The organism is Rhodococcus sp. NS-SX18 (assembly GCF_057367935.1).
The window spans coordinates 4,713,982-4,729,803 of sequence record NZ_CM170633.1; the positions used below are offsets into that span (position 1 = coordinate 4,713,982).

17 protein-coding genes are annotated in these 15,822 nt (G+C 72.0%); 9 read left to right on the forward strand and 8 right to left on the reverse strand.

Translation table 11 applies throughout. From position 1 onward, the window contains the following. Window positions 1-6: 6 nt before the first annotated feature. From AC2IPW_RS21530 to AC2IPW_RS21545, 4 genes are read left to right on the forward strand one after another with little or no spacing between them, the layout of a single operon-like run. Window positions 7-1,056, forward strand: a complete 1,050-nt coding sequence (locus AC2IPW_RS21530; RefSeq protein WP_486375634.1) for an acyl-CoA dehydrogenase family protein — start codon at window positions 7-9, stop codon at window positions 1,054-1,056. Continuing rightward, the gene (locus AC2IPW_RS21535) at window positions 1,032-1,769 is read left to right on the forward strand and encodes an ABC transporter ATP-binding protein (protein WP_416061934.1); all 738 of its coding nucleotides are present in this window, start codon (window positions 1,032-1,034) and stop codon (window positions 1,767-1,769) included. The genes AC2IPW_RS21530 and AC2IPW_RS21535 overlap by 25 nt, the downstream gene beginning before the upstream one ends. Continuing rightward, window positions 1,766-2,929 carry an ABC transporter substrate-binding protein gene (locus AC2IPW_RS21540; RefSeq protein WP_486375635.1) on the forward strand — a complete coding sequence of 388 codons (1,164 nt, stop codon included), beginning with the start codon at window positions 1,766-1,768 and terminating at the stop codon, window positions 2,927-2,929. The genes AC2IPW_RS21535 and AC2IPW_RS21540 overlap by 4 nt, the downstream gene beginning before the upstream one ends. Continuing rightward, window positions 2,926-3,744, forward strand: coding sequence for an ABC transporter permease (locus AC2IPW_RS21545; RefSeq protein WP_054373574.1), 819 nt, complete (start codon window positions 2,926-2,928; stop codon window positions 3,742-3,744). Before AC2IPW_RS21540 ends, AC2IPW_RS21545 begins: the two co-directional genes overlap by 4 nt. Window positions 3,745-3,817: 73 nt before the next feature. Here AC2IPW_RS21545 and AC2IPW_RS21550 read toward each other — a convergent pair whose 3' ends face one another. The 4 genes from AC2IPW_RS21550 to AC2IPW_RS21565 are packed head-to-tail and all read right to left on the reverse strand — an operon-like array spanning window position 3,818 to window position 7,633. Further along, the gene (locus tag AC2IPW_RS21550; RefSeq protein WP_371382140.1) at window positions 3,818-4,300 is read right to left on the reverse strand and encodes a nitroreductase family deazaflavin-dependent oxidoreductase; all 483 of its coding nucleotides are present in this window, start codon (window positions 4,298-4,300) and stop codon (window positions 3,818-3,820) included. Further along, window positions 4,285-5,163, reverse strand: a complete 879-nt coding sequence (locus tag AC2IPW_RS21555; RefSeq protein ID WP_289378644.1) for an alpha/beta fold hydrolase — start codon at window positions 5,161-5,163, stop codon at window positions 4,285-4,287. The genes AC2IPW_RS21550 and AC2IPW_RS21555 overlap by 16 nt, the downstream gene beginning before the upstream one ends. Further along, window positions 5,163-5,798: a TetR/AcrR family transcriptional regulator gene (locus AC2IPW_RS21560; RefSeq protein WP_289378642.1), complete on the reverse strand. Its 636-nt coding sequence runs from the start codon at window positions 5,796-5,798 to the stop codon at window positions 5,163-5,165. The genes AC2IPW_RS21555 and AC2IPW_RS21560 overlap by 1 nt, the downstream gene beginning before the upstream one ends. Beyond that, entirely contained in the window at window positions 5,795-7,633 is a 1,839-nt protein-coding gene (locus AC2IPW_RS21565; RefSeq protein ID WP_486375636.1) for an N-acyl-D-amino-acid deacylase family protein, read from the reverse strand. Before AC2IPW_RS21565 ends, AC2IPW_RS21560 begins: the two co-directional genes overlap by 4 nt. 117 nt (window positions 7,634-7,750) lie before the next feature. Between AC2IPW_RS21565 and AC2IPW_RS21570 the strand changes: the two genes are divergently transcribed. After that, on the forward strand, window positions 7,751-8,821 hold the full coding sequence (locus AC2IPW_RS21570) for an alanine racemase (RefSeq protein ID WP_450121852.1): 1,071 nt from the start codon (window positions 7,751-7,753) through the stop codon (window positions 8,819-8,821). Window positions 8,822-8,843: 22 nt separating this feature from the next. Here AC2IPW_RS21570 and pdxR read toward each other — a convergent pair whose 3' ends face one another. Next, window positions 8,844-10,289, reverse strand: coding sequence for a MocR-like pyridoxine biosynthesis transcription factor PdxR (gene pdxR / locus AC2IPW_RS21575; RefSeq protein WP_486375637.1), 1,446 nt, complete (start codon window positions 10,287-10,289; stop codon window positions 8,844-8,846). 79 nt (window positions 10,290-10,368) lie between these two features. Here pdxR and AC2IPW_RS21580 point away from each other — a divergent pair, with 79 nt between their 5' ends. Beyond that, on the forward strand, window positions 10,369-11,064 hold the full coding sequence (locus tag AC2IPW_RS21580) for a pyridoxamine 5'-phosphate oxidase family protein (protein ID WP_040783756.1): 696 nt from the start codon (window positions 10,369-10,371) through the stop codon (window positions 11,062-11,064). On the opposite strand, the gene AC2IPW_RS21585 is transcribed toward AC2IPW_RS21580, so the two are convergent. The 3 genes from AC2IPW_RS21585 to AC2IPW_RS21595 are packed head-to-tail and all read right to left on the reverse strand — an operon-like array spanning window position 10,992 to window position 13,397. Beyond that, window positions 10,992-11,444, reverse strand: a complete 453-nt coding sequence (locus AC2IPW_RS21585; RefSeq protein ID WP_003938510.1) for a MaoC family dehydratase — start codon at window positions 11,442-11,444, stop codon at window positions 10,992-10,994. The genes AC2IPW_RS21580 and AC2IPW_RS21585 overlap by 73 nt on opposite strands. Before the next feature lie 26 nt (window positions 11,445-11,470). Next, the gene (locus AC2IPW_RS21590; protein WP_486375638.1) at window positions 11,471-12,217 is read right to left on the reverse strand and encodes a GntR family transcriptional regulator; all 747 of its coding nucleotides are present in this window, start codon (window positions 12,215-12,217) and stop codon (window positions 11,471-11,473) included. A gap of 28 nt (window positions 12,218-12,245) precedes the next feature. Further along, on the reverse strand, window positions 12,246-13,397 hold the full coding sequence (locus tag AC2IPW_RS21595; protein WP_486375639.1) for an acyl-CoA dehydrogenase family protein: 1,152 nt from the start codon (window positions 13,395-13,397) through the stop codon (window positions 12,246-12,248). Between the two features lie 260 nt (window positions 13,398-13,657). Between AC2IPW_RS21595 and AC2IPW_RS21600 the strand changes: the two genes are divergently transcribed. Genes AC2IPW_RS21600 through AC2IPW_RS21610 form a run of 3 tightly spaced genes read left to right on the forward strand, consistent with a single transcriptional unit; the run spans window position 13,658 to window position 15,819 of the window. Beyond that, window positions 13,658-14,485, forward strand: coding sequence for an HpcH/HpaI aldolase/citrate lyase family protein (locus tag AC2IPW_RS21600; RefSeq protein ID WP_486377051.1), 828 nt, complete (start codon window positions 13,658-13,660; stop codon window positions 14,483-14,485). 1 nt (window position 14,486) lies between these two features. Continuing rightward, window positions 14,487-15,491 (forward strand): MaoC family dehydratase, encoded by a 1,005-nt coding sequence (locus AC2IPW_RS21605; RefSeq protein ID WP_416061940.1) that lies wholly within the window; start codon window positions 14,487-14,489, stop codon window positions 15,489-15,491. A 13-nt stretch (window positions 15,492-15,504) separates the two neighbouring features. Further along, window positions 15,505-15,819 (forward strand): WhiB family transcriptional regulator, encoded by a 315-nt coding sequence (locus tag AC2IPW_RS21610; protein WP_416061941.1) that lies wholly within the window; start codon window positions 15,505-15,507, stop codon window positions 15,817-15,819. Window positions 15,820-15,822 lie beyond the last annotated feature (3 nt).

The following is a 15,822-nucleotide window of genomic DNA, read 5'->3' on the forward strand; positions in this document are numbered from 1 at the left end:
CCCACGATGACCGCGGCTGTTTCCCGATCCACTGACGAACGACGCCGAGCCGTAGCCGAATTCGTTCGCGGCCGGGCAGACTCGCTCGACCGGGGCGAGACCGACGTCCGTACCGACCTCGCCCAGATCGGCGAGAGTTGCCTGCTCGCTGCAGGTCTCGGTAAGCACGGGATCGGCGAGATGGTCGCGGTCATCGAGGACGTCGCCGCCGAGAGCCTGACGGTCGGCTTCTCGCTGTGGGCACAGCGGATGAGCCTCGAATACATCGACCGGGCTCCCGCCCCGCTGCGGGACCGTTACCGCGACGACCTCGCCGCCGGGCGGATCGTCGGCGTCACCGCGATGGCGGCCGCGCTCAAGCATCTCGCCGGCCTCGGCGAGCTTCCGCTCACGGCCGAACGCACCGCCGACGGCCTCACGGTCTCCGGGCCGATCCACTGGGCCTCCAACGTGTTTCCCGACTCGCTCATCGTGTTCCCGGCACGCGGGACCGACGGCACCCGCTACGTCGCCGCGGTGCGGGCGAACGCGCCCGGCGTGCGGATCGCTCCGGCGCCGGACCTGCTGGCACTCGGCGCCACCTCGTCGACCTCGCTGACGTTCGAGCGGGTGCACGTGCCCGCCGACCACGTCGTCACCGACGACCTCGGTGGTTTCTGCGGGGGCATCCGCCCGACGTTCCTGCTGTTGCAGACCGCGTTCTGCAGCGGCATCACCCGCGCCGCCCTGACCGAATCCGCGGCCCGACTCACGGGTCTCGGCGCCCAGTTCGCAGGCGAGCACGAGGCTCTAGCGGCGCGGTACGAGTCCCTGCGCGAGCGTCTGCACCGCTTCGCCGCGGATCCCGTGACCGCGGGATCGGCCGACCTGATCCGGTTACGGCTCGACGGCTCGGTCGTCGCGGTCGCGGCGACCCGTCTCGAGTCGACGCTACGCGGTGGCGCCGGCTACGCCTCGTCGAGCGCGACGAACCGCCGCTTCCGCGAGGCCGCCTTCCTGCCCATTCAGTCGCCCTCGGAAGGACAACTGCGGTGGGAACTCTCGCAGTACGAATAACGGATGGCCACAAGAGCTTCCACGGACGACGCGCGCCCGTCCTGGACGGGGTCGATCTCGACATCGCCGACGGCGAGTTCCTCGTCGTGCTCGGCACCAGCGGCAGCGGCAAGTCCACGCTGCTGCGCATCGTCGCCGGCCTCGAGCACCTCGACGGCGGCACCGTCACCTGGCCGACCGCCGACGACGACACCCGCCCGCGCACGGGAGTGGTGTTCCAGCAACCGTTTCTGATGCCGTGGCTCACCGTCCGCGAGAACATCGCCTTCGGTGGCCGGTTCGCCGCCCACCGCGACCGGTTCGACGCCGCCTACGCCGACGAGCTGCTGCGCACGTTCGGGCTCGCGGAACTGGCCGGGTACTACCCCGATCAGCTCTCCGGTGGGCAGGCCCAGCGGGTCGCGGTGATCCGCGCCGTCGCCGTCCGCCCCCGGCTGCTGCTGCTCGACGAGCCGTTCAGCGCGCTCGACCCGGCCATTCGCGCCGACCTGCAGGTGTGGCTGCGCGACCTCGCCCGCGAGCTCGGCTTCACCACGGTGCTCGTCACCCACGACATCGACGAGGCGCTGCTGCTCGCCGACCGCATCGCGCTGCTCGGCCACGGCACCGTCCGGCAGCAGTGGCGCCTGGACGACCGCATCGACGGGCAGCCGGACCGTCTGCGCACCGAGATCCTCGCCCGCTACCGCGACACGTCGCTGACAGCATCGTGAGCGCCGCCATCACGCGCCGCACGCTGCTGCGCGGCACCGTCGGGCTGGCCGCGGCCGGCGGCCTGGCCGGTCTGGTGGACCTCGGCCGGGTTGCGGCCACCGACCGCGCCAACACCACGGGGCAGCTGCGGATCGGCTACCTGCCCATCACCGACGCCGCCCCGCTGCTCGTCGCGCACGGCACCGGTCTGTACCCGCAGGGCGTCGTGGACGGCGCGAAACCGGTGCTGTTCCGCAGCTGGGCGTCGCTGGCCGAGGCGTTCCTCACCCGGCAGGTCGACGTCGTGCACCTGTTGATGCCGATGGTCGTGCAACTGCGGTATGCGCTCGGCAGCGCCGTGCGCATCCTCGGCTGGAACCACACCAACGGTTCGGCGCTGACGGTCGCGCCGGACGTCACCGACCTCGGGCAGCTCGCGGGCCGGCAGGTGGCGATCCCGTTCTGGTGGTCCATCCACAACATCGTCCTGCAGAAGATGCTGCGCGCACGCGGGCTGCGCCCGGTGATCCGGCGGTCGGCGTCCCGCGCCGACGGCACCGTGGAGCTGATCGTGATGAGCCCGTCGGACATGATCCCCGCGCTCGCCAACGGCTCGATCGGCGGCTTCACCGTCGCCGACCCGTTCAACGCCGCCGCCGAACTGCGCGGCGTCGGCCGCATCCACCGCTTCCTCGGCGACGTCTGGCGCGACCACGCGTGCTGCGCGCTGCTCGTGCACGAGGATTTACTCGAGCGGCGACCCGCCGTCGCGCAGTCGGTCGCCGACTCGCTCGTCGCCGCGCAGCAGCGGATCGGCACGGATCGCCCGGCCGCCGCGAAGCTGCTCGCGGGCGGCTACCTGCCGCAGCCGCTGCCGGCGATCACCACGGCCCTCACCTATCCCGGCCGCGCCCCCGGCGTGCATCCGCACTGGCAGCCCAAGCGGGTGGGTTACCAGCCGTTCCCCTTTCCCAGCTTCACCGCGGCGCTGATCGAGGCCATGCACGGGACGCTCGTCGACGGCGACACCCGGTTCCTGGACCGACTCGACCCGGCGACCGTGCACGACGACCTCGTCGACGACCGGTTCGTCCGGGCGTCGCTCGGCCGTCTCGGCGGCCCCACCGCCTTCGGCCTGCCCGCAGACCTGACGCGCACCGAGGAGGTCGACCCGTCTTGACTACCCCCGCCCCCACCCCGCCGTCCCGGCGACCGTCGCTCGTGCCGCAACTCGTCGCGGTGCTCGTCGCCGTGGCCGTGTGGTGGCTGCTCACCAGCGTCGTCGCCGGGACGGACTCGCTGCTGCGGGAGTTCGCGCCGCAGCACGTGCTGCCCGCCCTGGTCGGGCTCGTCGAACGCGGTGTGCTGCTGCCCGACGTCGCCGCCAGCATGTGGCGGCTGCTCGTCGGCCTGCTCGTCGCGGCGACCGTCGGTATCCCGCTCGGCCTGCTGATCGGACTGAACCCGACCGTGGAGCGGGCGACCCTGCCGGTGATGCAGTTCCTGCGGATGATCTCGCCGCTGTCGTGGGCGCCGATCGCCGTGGCGCTGTTCGGGATCGGCCATCAGCCGGTCTTCTTCCTCATCGCCGCGGCGGCCGTGTGGCCCATCGTCATCAACACCGCCGCCGGCGTGCACGCCGTCGACCCCGGTCACCTGCTCGTGGCCCGGTCGTTCGGGGCGACCCGGTTCGAGCAGCTCACCGCCGTGGTGCTGCCCGCAATCCGCGGCCAGGTGCAGACCGGGCTGCGGGTCGGGCTCGGCATCGCCTGGGTGGTCCTGGTTCCCGCCGAGATGCTCGGCGTCCGCTCCGGCCTGGGCTACCAGATCCTCAACGCCCGCGACCAGCTCGCCTACGACCAGGTGATGGCTGTGATCGTCGTGATCGGCGTGCTCGGATTCTGCCTCGACTGGGCGGCACGACACGTGTTGCGCGACCGGCGCCGCCCGGTGCGCGTCGAGGACGCCGACCGCGGCGCCCGCGAACCGGTCTGAGCCCATCGCACCGGAATCCGCTCGCGCCACAGCGTGGGCGGATTCCGGTTTCCCGCACGAATGCCGCGAGCCGTCAGCCCTTCGGGGTCAGCAGATAGACCGGGATCTCCCGCTCGGTGCGCCGGGCGTACAGCTCGTAGTTGGGCCACACCTGCACCAGTACCTCCCAATGCATGTCGCGCTCGTCGCCGCGCGCGCGGCGCGGCACGACCACCGTGTCGTCCCCGCGATAGGTCACCAGGGCCTCGTCGGCGGCCTCGAGGTTGTGCGCCCAGCCCGGCAATTCGGGCATCCCCCAGTTGGATCCGGCGACGAGCCAGCCGTCGTCGCGCGGGGCGCACAGCAGGGGCGTGCGCCGCTCGACCCCGCTCTTGCGGCCGCGGACCGTGAGCACGAGCTCCGGCAGCCCGGCGAGCGTCAGCAGCGTCACCCGGCCGAACGTCACCCGCTGGATGGTGTGGTCGACGGTGACGATCTGCGGGGTGAACCGCGGCAGCCACGGTTGCCGGCCGAGTTGTACCGCGACGGGACGCAGGGGGTTCACGGCGCCGACCATCCGGCCAGGACCGTCCGCACGGCGGTCACCACCGCCAGCGGCTGGTCGATCATCGGATGGTGTCCCGCGGCGGGCAGTTCGGCCACGAGCGCACCCGGACCGAACTGCGGCCGCATCCGATCCAGCAGGTCGAGGCCGACGATCCCGTTCTCGGAACGGAAGTAGGCGACGCGGCACTTCGCTTCGAAGCTCTCGAGGCTGGTGCGCTGGTCCTTGGTCATCCGCAGGGCGTCGAACTTCCAGCTCCAGCCGCCGGGCACCTGCCGCATGGACTGGCGGGCAATGTGCTCGAGCACGTACGGCTCGGCGGTGTCCTGCGGCGGGACGAGCCGGAAGCGGGCCATGGCCTCCTCCGCCGTCGGATACACCTTCGTGCCGCTGCGCTCGCGGGCCACCTGCGCGCGCAGCTCGATCTCCTCGGGTGTCAGGTCCCGGATCGGCGAGTCGAGGATCATCACCCCGGCCAGCCGGTCGCCGTACACGTGGGAGGCCACGAAGGACACGATCCCGCCCATGCTGTGCCCGACCAGTACCGGGGGCCCGGCGATCCCGCCCGCCTGCGCCGCCGCGAGCACCTCTCGCGCCCACGACTCGAGGGAGTAGTGCTCGCGGTGGTCGCTGTCCCCGTGTCCGCTCATGTCCAGCGCGACGACGCGCCGGTCCCCGGCGAGCTGGGGTGCGATGTGATCCCACCAGCGCGAGTGCGCCATCCCACCGTGCACCAGCACGAGGCCGGGACGGCCCTCCTCACCCCACGCGCGATAGGCGATCGAGGCGCCGTCGACCTCGACGCTGCCCGTCTCCACCGGCGCGGACAGGGCCTCGACGAACCACTTCGGCGCCGAATCGTTGTCGATGCTCATTACCTGAATCTACTGCGTGGCGTGGCCCCGGTCACCAGCCGGGCCATCAGTTCCAGGCGCGGTTCCTCCTGCTCGGGTTGCGAATGCACCACCGACGCGACGGCCTCCCCGTCGAGCAGGTGCACGAGTGTGAACAGCAGCATGTCGAATTCCGCCGGCTCGAACCGCGACGCGATCGGCAGGGTGCGCCCGAACTCGGCGATCTGGTCGTGGTACCGCTGCGCCATGGGGGCCAGGCGTTCGCGCAGCGCGGGGTCGGTGCGTGCCGCGCCGAGCAGTTCGTACCAGGCGGCATTGATCGGGGCACGGCACGCGGCCCGCAGCAGGCGCAGGCACTCGCGGACCGACTCGGGGCTGTCGTCGGGCCCGCCGAGTTGCGCCAGCCCCAGCCGGAAGTTCGCGAACTGCCGCTCACGGACGGCGTCGGCGGCCGCGACCATCAGGTCGAGCCGGGTCGGAAAGTGCCGGAACACCCCGCCGGAGGACACACCGGAGCGGCGGCACACCTCCCCGATGGTGGTGGCCGTGTAACCCAGCTCGCCCAGTGCGGCGACGGTCGCGTCGAGGATCCGTTCGATCGTCGCCGTGCGCCGCTGCTGCTGGGTGCGGCGCGACGGTGCCGCGGTCCCGGTCACGGTGCCGCGCTGCCGGCCGGCGCAGCGGCGGGCGGCGCGGGCCGGCGCACCGGCACGGGTCCGCGCTCGTCGGTGCCCGCGCGCAGGAACCGGCCGGTGCCGACGGTGGCGCCGTAGCCGGGGACGAACTCACCCGCGCGGAACACCACGCGACCGGCCACCGCGGTCGCGGTCACGGCGGCGTCGTTGCGGTTGACCATGCGGCTCAGTCCCCCGAACTCGGGCATGGGCGCCTCGTGGTAGGCGTCGGTGTCCTGGTTCAGCCCCGCCGGGTCGACGACCACGAGGTCCGCCCGGTCGCCGATGCGCAGGTGCCCGGCGTCGATGCCGTAGAAGTCGCCGAGTTCGCCGGTGAGCTTGTGGACCGCCGATTCCAGGGGCATGACGGGCTTTCCGCGCCGGGCGTACTCGTGGATACGGCGCAGCATGCAGATGCCGTAGTTGTAGAACGCCATGTTGCGCAGGTGGGCACCGGCGTCGGAGAAGCCGACGGTCACGCCGGGCTGCCGGAGCAGCCGGTTGGCCACCTCGGGCCGGTCGTTGGCGATCACCGTGTGCCAGCGGAACTTCCGTCCGTGCTCGACGACGAGGTCCAGGAAGGTGTCCACCGGATGCACGCCGCGGTCGCGGGCCACGTCGCCGATGGAGCGACCGACGAGCGACGCGTCGGGGCACTCCACGATGGTGGTGTCGTCGAAGTCGCGGTGCCACACGCGAGGCGAGAACTTCTTGTCGAAGTCCTGCCGGAACCAGCGGCGGTACGCCTCGTCGCGCAGCAGCTCGTTGCGGGCGACCTCCTCCTTCAGGTGCAACGCGGCACGCCCCGAACCGAACTCCTCGAACACCACGAGGTCGATCCCGTCGGAGTACACCTCGAACGTCGTGGGCAGGTGCTGCCAGCGGAACGCGCCGCGCCCGATCCGGTTGGCGGCGAAGGCGATCGGACCGAAGATCCGGTGCACCCAGCGCTCGGCCTTGGTGTCGGCGGCGGCGAGCACGGCCGCCTTCATCGGCTTGCGGCCCAGGCCGGTGGTGGCAAGGGCGAAGAAGGCCACGTCGTACTTGGTGTTGAGGTTCGGCACGGCCTGCAGGACGCGGCCACGGCGGCGCAGGATGCGGTGGATGCGGCGGAACTCGGCCCACGACGCGTGGGTCGACGGCAGGGTGCGGGAGCGGTAGCGATCGCCGTCGAGCTTGTCCCAGGGATTCGTCATGGTGGACACCCCCAGGAATCCGGCGTCGAGGGCGTCCTCGACGCCGGCGTCGATCGCGGCGAGTTCGGCCCGGCTCGGCCGGCTCGAGGGATCGGTGGAGCGGCCCAGCCCCAGGACGGCCGCCCGCACGTCGGAGTGCCCGATGAACGCGGCGACGTTCGGACCGAGCGGCAGGGCGTCGAGCGCGGCGACGTACTCCCGGGGCGAGGACCAGGTCCGGCCCTGTTCGAGTGCCGTGAGGACGTGCTCGCGGGGCAGCGCCTCGACCCGGCTGAACAGGTCCGCGGCGTCGAGTGGCGGCACGAACACCGTCGAGAGCGAGCAGTTGCCCATGAGGACGGTGGTGACGCCGTGCCGCACCGATTCCGGCAGGCCGGGCGAGACGAGCACCTCGGCGTCGTAGTGCGTGTGCGGGTCCACGAAGCCGGGCATCACCCACCGGCCGGCCGCCTCGACCACCTCGGTGTCCGGTCCGACGGGCAGCGGGTCCGCGCTCGCCGTCGCCACCACCCCGTCCTTGATGCCCAGGTCGCGGACGGCACCGGGGGCGCCGGTGCCGTCGAACCACAGTCCGCCGCGGACGACCAGGTCGAACTCGGTGAGCGCCGGTGTCGTGCTCATGTGACCTCCCTCACATCGATATGCGAAGCATAGCCGGAAAGAGGACGGTCGCTCTCTATTTTCGGGCAACCCGGGGTGCGGACCGCCGCCGGGCAGCACCGCGAATAGAGTGCGGCCATGCCCGCGTTCCCGGCGGTTCCCGCCACCCCCGCCCTGCTCGTCGATCGTGACGTCCTCGACCGCAACATCGCGCGGATGGCCGACGCGGCACGCACCCGCGGGGTGTCCCTGCGTCCCCACGCGAAGACCCACAAGTGCGTCGAGATCGCCCGGCGCCAGATCGCCGCCGGCGCCGTCGGGCTCACCGTCGCGACGGTCTCCGAGGCCGAGGTCTTCGCCGATGCCGGCTTCCGTGACCTGTTCGTCGCCTATCCGCTGTGGACGGACGCCGCGCGCGGGGCCCGCCTGCGGGCGCTCGCCGCGGAGGTCCGGCTGACCGTGGGCGTGGACTCCGTCGAGGGCGCGCGGGCACTCGCCGAGCACGCCCGGCCGGGTCTGACCGTGCTCGTCGAGGTCGACAGCGGTCACCACCGCACCGGCGTCGCCCCGGAGCGGACCGGATCGGTCGCCGTCGCGGCGGCGTCCGTCGGGCTCGAGGTGCGCGGCGTGTTCACCTTCCCGGGGCACTCGTACGGCCCGGGACAGCCGGCGGTCGCGGCGACGGACGAGGCGGCGGCGCTGAGCCGGGCCGTGGCGGCGCTGGAGGCCACCGGACACGACGCCGACGTGATCAGCGGCGGCTCGACCCCCACCGCTCACCTCGACGTGCCGGCCGCCACCGAGCTGCGCCCGGGCGTGTACGTCTTCGGCGACGCCCAGCAGCTCGAACTGGGCACGATCGACGAGGACGCGATCGCGCTGACCGCGCTGGCGACGGTGGTGTCGGCGCGGGACGACACCGTCGTGCTCGACGCCGGCAGCAAGGTGCTCGGCGCCGACCGCGCCCCGTGGGCGACGGGCTACGGCCGCATCCTCGGCGCTCCGGACGCGCGCATCGTCGCACTGTCCGAACACCACGCCACCGTGCAGTGGCCGGCCGACGCCGACCGCCCCACCCTGGGCACGCGCATCCGGGTGATCCCCAACCACGTGTGCTCCACGGTCAATCTCGCCGACGATCTGACCGTCGTCGCCGGAGACACAGTCGTCGACCGGTGGCCCGTCGCCGCGCGAGGCTGCAACACGTAGGCGACTCCGCCGCCGGTGGCTGCTAGGGCAGCCCGAAGGGCACACCGCCGGGTAGGGTCGCGCCGATCGCGGCGGCCGCGGCCGCCGCCCGCGATTCCGGCAACCGCGCATACCCGCACACGAGTCCGCTCGGACCGCCGGGCCCGGCGCTGTACCTGCTGAGGGGTGCGGTCTCCACACCCAGCCGGCGCGCTGCCTCTGCGATCGCGACGTCGTCGACACCCTCCGGAAACCGCAGTACCACATGCAGACCCGCTTCGATGCCGGTCACCGTCACGTCGGACCGTTCGAGATCGCCGAGGGCACCGACGAACGCGGCCCGACGAGCGCGGTACGTGCGGGACGCACGCGCCAGATGCCGCGACAGCGCCCCCGACTCGATCAGCCGGGCCAGCGCGGACGCGGTGACCGAGCAGGCCACCTCCCCACTCTCGGCCACGGCCGCCGCGATCCGCGAGCGCAGCGGAGTCGGGGGGATCAGCCACGCGAGTCGCAGATCCGGGGACAGGATCTTCGAGGCGGTCCCCACGTACGCGACGCACTCGCGGCCGCCGTCGATGCTGCGCAGCGCCGGCAGGGCCGACACGTCGTACCGGAACTCACCGTCGTAGTCGTCCTCGACGACGATCGTGCCCATGTCGGCGGCACGGGCGACGAGCCGGGCACGGTGGGACACGGGCATCCGCGCTCCCATCGGATACTGATGCGCGGGTGTGCAGTACACCGCGGCGTCGGTCTCCCGCACCGTGTCGGGATCCAAGCCGTCCTCCCCCACCGGGATCGGACGGGGACGGGCGCCCTCGCCGACGAGTGCCCGTCGCGCACGGAGGTATCCCGGATCTTCGAAGGCGACGTCGCGGTCTCGCAGCAGCGCCGCGATCGCGAGCACCCGGATCGCGGCGGCGACGCCCGGCAGCACGACGATTTCGTCCGCCCCGCAGGCGAGGCCCCGCGTCCGCCGGAGATGGTCGGCCAGCGCCCGGCGCAGATCCGGATGAGCCTCCGGATCCGCGACGCCGAGAGCCCGCGGCGCCGCGGCGGCCGCCCGCCACGCGCGACGCCACTCGGGTTCCGAGATCAGCGCCGGATCCGGTATCCCCGGCCGCAGGTCCAGTACCGGCGCGCGCCGCGCCGGATCCGGTTCCGTCACCGCCGCCGCGGGCACGACCGGATGGAATACGGCGTGCGCCCGCGCCGCGACGTCGGCACCGGACGCGACTCGCGTGCCCGAACCCGCCCGCGCCACGGCGAATCCCGAGGCGCACAGCTCGTCGTACGCCTCGACCACGCAACCGCGGGAGATCCCGAGTTCCGCGGCCAGCACGCGGGTCGACGGCAGCGGGTCACCGACCCCGATGCGGCCCTGCCGGATCTGGTCGACGACGGCCTCGGCGACGCGCTGCCGGAGTGGCGCGTCAATGTCGGGCAGGTCGAAGGCCGGATGGACGGCGGGCGCGACACGGGGCACGGCGCCACGATACTGGTCCTATCTTCTGCGCGCTTTGTGGACCTGTTCAGTGATCCGGATTGCCGCCAGACTCACCGGCATGGACAACATCAGGCGCCACCCCGAACGGGCCCGCACCCGGAGAGCCGACCTCGACACGGTGCTGGACGCGGCCGTCACCTGCACCTTCGCGACCGTCGTCGACGGCCTGCCGTGGGTGGTACCCATGCTCTACGCACGCGACGGCGACCGGATCCTGCTGCACGGCTCCACCGGCGCGGGCGCGCTGCGCCTGGCCGCATCCGGTGCGCCGGTGGCCGTGTGCGTCTCGCTCCTCGACGGTGTCGTCGTCGCGCAGGATCTGTTCCACTCGTCCGCGAACTTCCGATCCGCCGTCGTCCGCGGCGAGGTCCACGTCCTGCCCGCGGAGGAGTCCGCCGCCGCCCTGGATGCTCTGTCGGACGGCCTGATTCCGGGGCGCAGCACCGAGACCCGGGCACACACCCGGAAGGAACTGGCGGCCACCGCCACCTTGGTCCTGCCGATCCGGGCGGGGCAGTGGACGGTCAAGATCCGCGACGCACCCCCGTCTGCGCCCGACGTGAACGACGGCTCGTGGGCGGGTGTGGTCCCGTTGCGGACGGTCGCGGACCGGCCGGTCGCCGCACCGTGGGTCGCGGACGACGTGCCGGTGCCCGAGTCCGTCCGCAGACTGGTCGACCGTTACGCCACGAGCACGGCGATGGTCTCGGCGACGAGCGCGGGCTTCTCGGCGCCCTCGGCCTCGACGGTGTAGGTGACGGTGAGGTTCGCGCCCTTCGCGGTGCGCTCGAGCGAGGTGAACTTCGCGGTCGCCCGCACCTTGGATCCCACCGGAACCGGCGACGGGAATCGAACCTTGTTGGCACCGTAGTTGATCCGCATCTTCAGCCCCTCGGCGGAGAAGATCTGCGATCCGAGGACGGGCAGGAGGGAGAGGGTGAGGTAGCCGTGGGCGATGGTCGTGCCGAACGGTCCGTCCTTCGCGCGCTCGGGGTCGACGTGGATCCACTGGTGGTCCCCCGTCGCCTCGGCGAACAGGTTCACCCGCTCCTGGGTGATCTCCAGCCACTCGCTGTGGCCGAGATCCTCGCCGACGGCCGCCTCGATCTCGTCGATTCCGTGGAAGGTACGCATAATTCGTTTCTCCTGGGTCGGGGCCGCTACGGACGGTGTCCGGCGCGACGGAGGGTGACGCGATACGTGTAGTGCTCGGGCAGAAAGTAACTGACGGACAGCTCGGTGGGTTCGCCCACGTCGTTCGAGTACAGCCGGTCCACCCGCAGCAGCGGATGCCCCGTCTCGCAGTTCAGCTCGCGCGCAACCTCTTCCGTGGCCCGCGCGACGGTGATCGTCTGTGCCGCTTCGACGATGGGATGCTCGAGGTGCGGCTCGAGCAGACCCATCACGGTGTTCCGGCTCGACGCGCCGGCCGCGAGTTCCGGGGCCTCGTGTACGTGCGCGGCCACGCGATCGGGCAGGTACACGGAGGTCAGCGCGAACGGGATTCCGTCGTGCACGCGGCGCAGCACCACCGCGTGCACCAGATCGGTGTCCAGGCGCAGCCGGCTGGCGGCCTCGATGTGCACGCCGCGTCTCAGTGGCGCGACGATCTCCATCGTGGTGTCCGCCGCGAGGTCGAGCAGGTCCTCGATGGAGCCGAGCTGGCGCCGGTAGCGCCGCCCGTCCTCGTCGGCGAACGTGCCCCGGCCGGGCACCCGGTAGACGACGCCGTCGGCGACGAGGTCCTGGAACGCGCGCCGCACCGTCTGCCGGCTCAGTCCGTAGCGCCGCGCGAGCTCGGCCTCGGTGGGCAGCCGGACGCCGCCGCGGTACTCCCCGGCGTCGACGGCCTCGCGCAGCCGTCGCGACAGCTGCGCGTACGCCGGTTCCGTGTCGCGTTCGCCCATGACGATCACGGATCCTAGTGACGGGCGGTCACAGGCCGCCGCGGGCCACCAGTTGGGACGCGATGACGCCCTTCTGGATCTCGTTGGTGCCCTCGCCGACGATCATCAGCGGGGCGTCCCGGAAGTAGCGTTCGACGTCGTACTCGGTGGAGTAGCCGTAGCCGCCGTGGATGCGCACCGCGTTCAGCGCGATCTCCATCGCGATCTCCGAGCAGTACAGCTTGGCCATGCCGGCCTCCATGTCGCACCGCTCGCCGCTGTCGAAGCGCTCGGCGGCGTAGCGGGTCAGCTGCCGCGCCGCGGTGAGCTTGGTGGCCATCTCCGCCAGGTAGTTGCCGATCGACTGGTGCTTCCAGATCGGCTGCCCGAAGCTCTCCCGCTGCTGCGCGTACGCCAGGGAGTCCTCGAGCGCGGCCGCGGCGACACCCAACGCGCGGCACGCCACCTGGATGCGGCCGGTCTCGAGGCCCTTCATCATCTGCGCGAAACCCCGGCCGGGCTCGCCGCCGAGGATCGCCGTCGCCGGGGCGCGGTAGCCGTCGAAGCTCAGCTCGCACGACTCGACGCCCTTGTACCCGAGCTTGGGCAGATCCCGCGAGACGGTCAGGCCGGGCCCGTGCTCGACCAGGACGATGGAGATGCCCTTGTGCCGCGGCGTGGCGGCCGGATCCGTCTTGCACAGCAGCGCGATCAGCCCGGCGCGACGCGCGTTGGTGATCCACGTCTTGGCACCGTTGATCACCAGCTCGTCGCCGTCGCGGCGGGCGGTGGTGGTCATCGCCTGCAGGTCCGACCCACCGCCCGGCTCGGTCAGCGCCATCGTCGCCCGCACCTCGCCGGTCGCGAGCTTCGGCAGCCAGGTCCGCTTCTGCTCCTCGGTGCCGAACAGCACCAGCAGCTTGGCGACGACGGTGTGCCCGCCCATCGCGCCGGCCAGCGACATCCAGCCCCGGGCCAGTTCCTCGGTGACCTGCGCGTAGCACGGCATCGACACCGGCATCCCGCCGTACTCCTCCGGCACCGCCAGCCCGTAGATCCCGATCTGCTTCATCTGCTCGATCCACTTCTCGGGGTACTCGCCTGCGTGCTCGACTTCCTGCACCGACGGCTTGACCTCCCGGTCGATGAACTCGCGCACCGTCTCGACCAGGTAGGTCTCTTCGTCGCTCAGGTAGCTCACGGAAAAATCCTCGAATCGACACGGGACCTGCGATCCCACCCGCCATTTGTACGGCCATTTTTCGTCGCACACCCGACCGTGTCAACACCGTACGGTCGCTCGACATCCCTCGAATGAGCTATATGTCGACCCTGTCGTCACCTATGGGTCCGCTCCGGGTAGCGCCGGACCAGACAATGGCCGTACATTTAGCGCGTTCCCGACCGCCCCACAGCAGAGGTTGATCCGTGACTCTCGCCCAGCCCCGCCGCCGGCGAGCCGTGCTCGTCGCCCCCGGCTCCGACGAACGCAAGGCCGGTAAGGCCCTGGCCTCCTCGGCCGACGAGGTGGTCCTCGATCTCGAGGACGCCGTCGCCACCGCCCACAAGGACACCGCCCGCGGCCTCGTCGCCGATCTGGTGTCCACGCACGGCACCGGCCGCACCATCGCGGTGCGCGTCAACGGTCCCGGCACGCCGTGGTTCGCCGACGATCTGCGCGCCTGCGCCGCCCTCGGGTCGGCCCTGTCGTCGGTGGTGGTGCCCAAGGTCGAAGGCCCGGACGACCTCGCCGAGACCGACCGCATCCTCACCGAGGCGGGCGATACCGGCCTGGCCGTGCAGGCGCTGATCGAGACCCCGGCCGGAGTGACCCGCCTCGACGAGATCGTCACCGGCCCACGATTGGCCGCGGTGATCCTCGGTTACGCCGACCTCGGCGCCGCGCTCGGCCGCACCCGCACCGCCGCCCCCGAGCACTGGCTGTACGTGCAGGACCGGATCCTGCACGCCGCCCGCGCCGCGGGCGTGCAGGCGATCGACGGCCCGTTCCTCGGCATCACCGACGACGACCGGTTCCGTCACGCCGCCCGCTGGACCGCCGACCTCGGCTTCGACGGCAAATGGGTCATTCACCCGGCCCAGATCGTCTCGGCCGCAGCGGCCTTCACCCCCGACGACGAGCAGGCCGAGCAGGCGCGGCGGGTGCTGGCCGCCCTGGCCGAGGCCGAGGCCCGCGGCGCGGGCGCCGCCCAGCTCGACGGACAGATGCTCGACGAGGCGGTCGCCGTCGCCGCCCGCCGCACCCTCGCCCTGATCGGAGAGAGCTGAGATGACCACCGCGAACGCCGCCGAGGTCGGCGGACCCTACTTCGACGAGCTGACCGTCGGCCAGGTCTTCGACACCGCCCCCGCGGTCACAATCACCGACGGCCTCGCAGCCGCCCACCAGGCGATCCTCGGTGACCGTCTGCGCCTGCCCCTCGACGCGCACCTGTCGGCAGCCGTCGCGGGTGGGCCCGTCGCACACGCCGGACTCGTCACCGATCTCGCCATCGGACAGTCCACGCTGGTCACCCACCACGTCAAGGCCAACCTGTTCTACCGCGGCCTGCGCTTCCACCGCTTCCCGCACATCGGCGACACGCTCTACACCACCACCGAAGTGGTCGGCCTGAAAGAGAATTCGGCCAAGCCCGGCCGCAAGCCGACCGGTCTGGCGGCGCTGCGGATGAACACCGTCGACCAGAACGGGCGGACCGTCCTCGACTTCTACCGGTGCGCGATGCTGCCGCTGAGCGGCAGCCCCGATCCGGATCGGGTCGTGGCCGCCGACGACCTGTCCGCAATCGGACCGCAGGAGCCGCCGCGGTGGTCCGCCCCGGTCGACTGGGACCTCGACACCTACCGGAAGCGGGTTCCGGGAACGCATTTCGATCCGTCGCTCGCCGGGGCGGCGCTGCGGTCGAGCGGCGACGTCGTCTCCAGCGCACCCGAGCTGGCGCGCCTGACCCTCAACATCGCCGCCACCCATCACGACGAACGCGTCGGCGCTGCAGGACGACTGGTGTACGGCGGCCACACCATCGGCCTGGCTCTGGCCCAGGCCAGCCGGGCGCTGCCGAACCTCGTCACCGTCCTCGGCTGGCACTCGTGCGACCACACCGGTCCGGTCCACGAGGGCGACACCCTCACCAGCGATCTGCACATCGAGTCCGCCCACCCGTTGGAAAGTGGTGGGGGCGTGCTCGAACTGCGCTCGATCGTCCATGCCCACCGCGGCACCGATGCGCCGGCAGCCGTGCTGGACTGGCGCTTCACCGCGCTCATGGCCTGACCCCGGAACCGACATGACTTCTCCTGCCCCGGCACCGATTCCCCCCGTCGTCCCGGACACACACGACTGGCGTCTGCACGCCCGCTGCCGGTTCATCGGGCCGGACACCTTCTACGCCCCCGAGGGTGAGACCCTGGGCGAGAGGCAGCGCCGGGAACGAGCGGCCCGGGACATCTGCGCGGCCTGCCCGGTGCGCCTGACGTGCCGCGACCATGCCGTGAAGAACAAGGAACAGCACGGGATCTGGGGCGGGCTCACCGAGAGGGAACGTCGCGGACTCCGCTACGTCCGCTGGCTGCCGGACCGTGCTACGTCGGCGGCAGGCTGACCG